We start from the raw sequence: 4,847 nt of genomic DNA, 5'->3' as shown, positions 1-4,847 counted from the left end.
GTCATAGAGTATTATCGAGTGTCATTTATTTGAACATTTTTAACAAAAGAAAAACGCTGTATCTTGAAGACTCTCGTCTAACAAAATACAGCGTTTTTTTATAAGAGATAAAAATTATAAGAGAGCAAAGTTATAAGAACTGAGAGCTTATGATATTTTAAATTTGGCTCGCCACATTCGCCGCATCTAGAGGGTTAACAGGACCTTGTACCTGTACCGGCTCATCTTTTTCAGTGATGATATCTTCGTTGCTGTTTGAGGATAGTAAATCACGATAATTAATCTGTGCTTTTAATATCAGCTGCTCTTCTTCAAGCTCACCATAGTTGACCTGTACCTTGTGTAAGGTGCTGATAACTTTCTTATTCTTCTTCAGCCAACGATTGATATCAATATAGATAATCTCATTTTTGGCGCGTGCAATATTAATATAAGATAAGAGAAAGCCCAGTGGATCCTTTTTTAGGATACGGTGGTAAAACCAGATAAACAGCTTGATACCTTGACGCTTAAAAAAAGATTCGCAGCGCAGATTTAAGATGTCGGTATAGGTCAGTTGACCAAAAACAAAACGCTGCACATTGCGATCGAGCTGTGCATGTACGAGGCGAAAATTACTCGCGACTTCTACATAAATGCCGCCTGTATCGACCGTGCAGTATAAGCGAAACCAGTCTTCATGTATCTCAACACGCAGCTCTAAGATGGCTTTTACATTGTCAGTGACATAAGTTTTTAGCGCATCGTTGACATAAGATTGCGCCAGCGGCAATGAAATCTCATCTTCAAGTTTGTCAGTAGTTTTGTTATATATCTCTTTAATTGATTGGGTTAGCCGCTCCCAACCATCACTGAATGATTCATCAAAGCGGTAGCCGAGATTCTCAAAAAAGTCATCAAAAGGGTCTGAATGATTGACGTTATCACTCATATTATTAAAGCTACTCAAACTTATTATCCTTATCATTATAAAAAGCGTTACCGGTATCAAGCAGTATATATTAAAAACGAGGTGAGCTAAATGAACGTCAGTAACTTGTCAGCTTACCTTTCTTAAAGATATTAATACTCTGATATTTATGAAAACAGTGCGACTTAGAGTATACCTCTAACCGTAAGTAATGATAAATTGTTGAGAGGCTACTGTGAATTTATGGTATACGGTTGTGCTAGCGACACAATTCTATGTCATGTTATGATGGCGCCGGCATGGGCAATAGGTATGGATATTACCACGTTTATTGATGACCGCCTTTATATTCATAAGCTGAGACCGACTGCGGTGTATATTAAAGACTCACAGAGCTACCATTTTTCAGCGCAAGCACCAAAACGCGATATCAGCTTGCCGATGGCGATTGTTATTGCAATTACCGTGCATGCGTTGATTATCTTCGGTATCAGTTTTTCGATGGGGCAAGACCCTGCCGGATTGATGCAAGACGTCGCCAAAGCGCTGACGGATAATATGCAGCCAAATGAAGATGCGCAGTTTATTGCCAATGCATCACAACAAGGCGGCGGCACTGTGCAGGAGCAATTGCGCCAAGAAACCGACCAAAGCAGTCCTTTGTCCGCTGAGCAAATGAGTGAGACACAAGATGTAATTCGCTTGCAGCGGCAAGTGCACCAGCAGCGTTATCAAGAAAGCTACCTGCGCACCACGCTAAGCTGGCGTCATGCAAGCGTAGAGTCTGATAATGATAGTAAACAAGCGCAAGATGATATGAGGGTACAAGAAGAGCGCCTGCGTAAGCAAATCGCTACCTTGGAGGCACAGCTGTCTCAGCGTCAACAAATTTACGCCACCAAATCAAAAGTGGTGACCATGGACAGCAACTCAACAACACATGGCGCTGCAGCGGATTATATCAATACCTTTCGTGAGCACGTTGAACGCGTTGGTAACCTGCAATATCCTGCCCAAGCGCGGGCACAAAGTATCACGGGTGAAGTGCGCTTAATGGTCATTATCGCTAACGACGGTAATATCAAAGCCATACGTTTGCTTGAGAGCTCAAATTCAACTATCTTAGATGAGGCGGCTAAACAATCAGTCAGGCAAGCCGCGCCATTTGGTAAATTTACCACAGACATGAAAGACATTGTTGAATTGCGTCTAATACGCACCTATCGTTATAGTGATACGGTAGAAGTGACGTATTAATACCAGCAGTACTGCATTTTTAAGTATTAAACAGATAACACACAGATATAGAATAAAGAGTTTATATGGAATTTTTAGGTTTTACCCTTGATGTTGCCACCTTAACCAATAACGCTTTGAGCCTTGCTGCCAAAGTTGCGTTAGCGCTGCTAATATTTATTGTAGGGCACTGGCTTGCAAAGAAAGCGGTGACATTCACGCATAAGATTATGCTGCGTAGTCACTTAGATGACACGGTCGCCAATTTTTTAGGTCGGCTTATCTATGGCATGTTGCTGGTGGTCGTAGTTCTAGCGGCGCTGAGTAAAGTTGGGGTACAAACTACCTCAGTCGTTGCTATCTTGGGTGGTGCAGCGGTTGCGATTGGTTTATCGCTTAAAGATCAGTTGTCTAATTTTGCAGCGGGCATTATGATTGTCACTTTTCGCCCCTTTGTACGTGGCGATTATGTGCAAATCAGTAGCTATACGGGCACCGTAACAGAAATTACCTTGGTCAATACCCATCTAACGACGATTAATAATCACGATGTTATCATTCCTAATAGCGATATCACCACTTCAGCCGTCATCAATTACACCTCATTGCCCAATCGCCGCGTCGATATTACGGTAGGCATAGGCTATGATGCTGATATCAAAACTGCCAAGGATGTTATGCTAAATTTGGCAATCACCAATCCAATGGCGTTTACTGATCCTGCACCGGTTATCCGTGTGACCAATTTGGGCGATAACTCCGTTGATTTAACCTTAAACGTCTGGACGACTAACGACGATTGGTGGTCAATGCAGTGCGATCTATTGGAACAGTTTAAATATGCGCTAGACGATAACAAGATTGACATTCCATTCCCGCAGCGCAATGTCCATGTTAAAGGGCTTGATCAGATGATTAATCAAATGGATCAAGCGCAAAAACTGCTAACGAAAAAAGATTAGTTATAAGGGTTTGGGATATTTAGCCCTGCCAAAATTTCAATCTCAAAGCGCTCCATCTCATCTTGCTCGGCTTGTCCGAGCTCATGATCAAAGCCGAGCAAGTGCAGTATGCCATGGACTAATAAATGGCTAATATGCTGCACAGCTTCTTTGTTTTGCTCTGCCGCTTCACGTATCATCACTACATGGCAAATGATTAGCTCGCCAAGTGGTAAAGTTGGCATCAGTCCAATGATTGCGGCAGGCAAGTCGCTTGGGTAAGATAGAATATTGGTTGCATAGTCCTTTTGACGCGCTTCCAAATTCAACTCGCGACCTTCATCTTCATCCGTAATATAAATATCTAGCACTTTAATCTTCTCTTGCCACTGCTCAGCATCGATATCGTCAAAGTACGGCAATATCAGACCCTCTTTTACCTGCTCATCGATATAATCTAACGTCGCCATCATGACTTGCACTAAATTTTCGCGATTATAAAACGTTTCCAATATATCGTCATGGATACTCTCTGAGGCACTTATATCGAGCGTGTCTAAGCTTTCGCTACTATTGAAATTGTTAGTAAAATTATCGTCAATATTATTGTTAGCATCGTTATTACTGTCTTGGCTCATGCCATAATCCTTTTTTTATATCAATTAAAAAATATCTAACAGTAAAAAACCGGATATCAAATCCGGTTTTTTACTAATATGCTTGTATTATGATAAGTTAGAGTTTGGCTGTTGCATCCATCATTGCTTGTTTGCGCTCTTGTTCAGCGATAAAACGCGCTTGCTTACGCTTTTCTTCTAGTATCAATTGCTCGTCATCATAGACATCATAAGCTTCAACGATTTTTTGTACCAATTGATGGCGTACCACGTCTTTTGAATCAAATTTTGTGATACGAATTTCTTCAATACCACTTAAGATTTCCATCGCTTGCGCCAGTCCTGATTTAGTACCACGTGGCAAATCGACCTGCGTAATATCACCAGTAATGACCGCACGTGAACCAAAACCTAAACGCGTCAAAAACATCTTCATTTGCTCAGGTGTGGTATTTTGCGCTTCATCCAAAATCACAAACGAGTTATTAAGCGTGCGACCACGCATATAGGCAAGCGGGGCAATTTCAATGATTTGCTTTTCAAGCATTTTGCCCACTTTCTCAAACCCAAGCATCTCATACAGCGCATCGTACAATGGACGCAAATATGGATCGATTTTTTGGGTTAAATCACCCGGTAAAAAGCCCAGTTTCTCACCCGCTTCTACCGCAGGACGTACCAGTAAAATACGTTCAATCTCATTGCGCTCAATCATATCAACCGCACAAGCAACGGCAAGATAAGTCTTACCGGTACCGGCAGGTCCAATACCAAACGACACGTCAGACGATAAAATATCTCTGACATAACGCTGCTGATTGCCACCACGTGGAATAATTTTGCCGTTACGAGTACGTAAGCTGATAGGCGTAAAGTCACTTGGGGCGTCTAACACTTCTTCTTCATCCGCCAATTGCGCTTCATCTTCTTCAATATCCTCATCACGCGAAAGGCTTGATTGTATGATGAGATGCAACTCTTCTGCGCTGATATCTTTGGTATTTTGTGCTTCATCGACCATTTTATAAATAATACGTTCACCGCGCTCGACACCCAATATGTCGCCACTTAGACAAAAGTCACCTTGGCGTTGGCTGATTTTAATATCGAGACGTTGTTGAATGTATTTCATGTGATTGTTGT

General features: G+C 41.7%; 5 protein-coding genes. 2 read left to right on the top strand and 3 right to left on the bottom strand.

Annotated features, from left to right (window positions below; all coding sequences use genetic code 11):
* Positions 1 to 157 precede the first annotated feature (157 nt).
* Positions 158 to 967 (bottom strand): hypothetical protein, encoded by an 810-nt coding sequence (locus VLN09_RS11140; RefSeq protein ID WP_325246525.1) that lies wholly within the window; start codon positions 965 to 967, stop codon positions 158 to 160.
* Between the two features lie 255 nt (positions 968 to 1,222).
* Between VLN09_RS11140 and VLN09_RS11135 the strand changes: the two genes are divergently transcribed.
* Positions 1,223 to 2,167: a TonB family protein gene (locus VLN09_RS11135; protein ID WP_325246523.1), complete on the top strand. Its 945-nt coding sequence runs from the start codon at positions 1,223 to 1,225 to the stop codon at positions 2,165 to 2,167.
* A 65-nt stretch (positions 2,168 to 2,232) separates the two neighbouring features.
* Entirely contained in the window at positions 2,233 to 3,108 is an 876-nt protein-coding gene (locus tag VLN09_RS11130; RefSeq protein ID WP_325246521.1) for a mechanosensitive ion channel family protein, read from the top strand.
* Here the strand turns inward: VLN09_RS11130 and ybeY are convergent.
* On the bottom strand, positions 3,105 to 3,725 hold the full coding sequence (ybeY, locus tag VLN09_RS11125) for an rRNA maturation RNase YbeY (RefSeq protein WP_325246518.1): 621 nt from the start codon (positions 3,723 to 3,725) through the stop codon (positions 3,105 to 3,107). The two genes, VLN09_RS11130 and ybeY, sit on opposite strands and share 4 nt — an antisense overlap.
* A gap of 97 nt (positions 3,726 to 3,822) precedes the next feature.
* On the bottom strand, positions 3,823 to 4,847 hold a 1,025-nt coding region (locus VLN09_RS11120), incomplete at its 5' end, for a PhoH family protein (protein ID WP_325246516.1).

The sequence above is a fragment of the Psychrobacter sp. genome, assembly GCF_035469765.1.
Taxonomy (GTDB): Bacteria; Pseudomonadota; Gammaproteobacteria; order Pseudomonadales; family Moraxellaceae; genus Psychrobacter.
The sequence above is the reverse complement of the archived record's forward strand: the minus strand, read 5'-3'. Positions and strand labels throughout refer to the sequence as shown.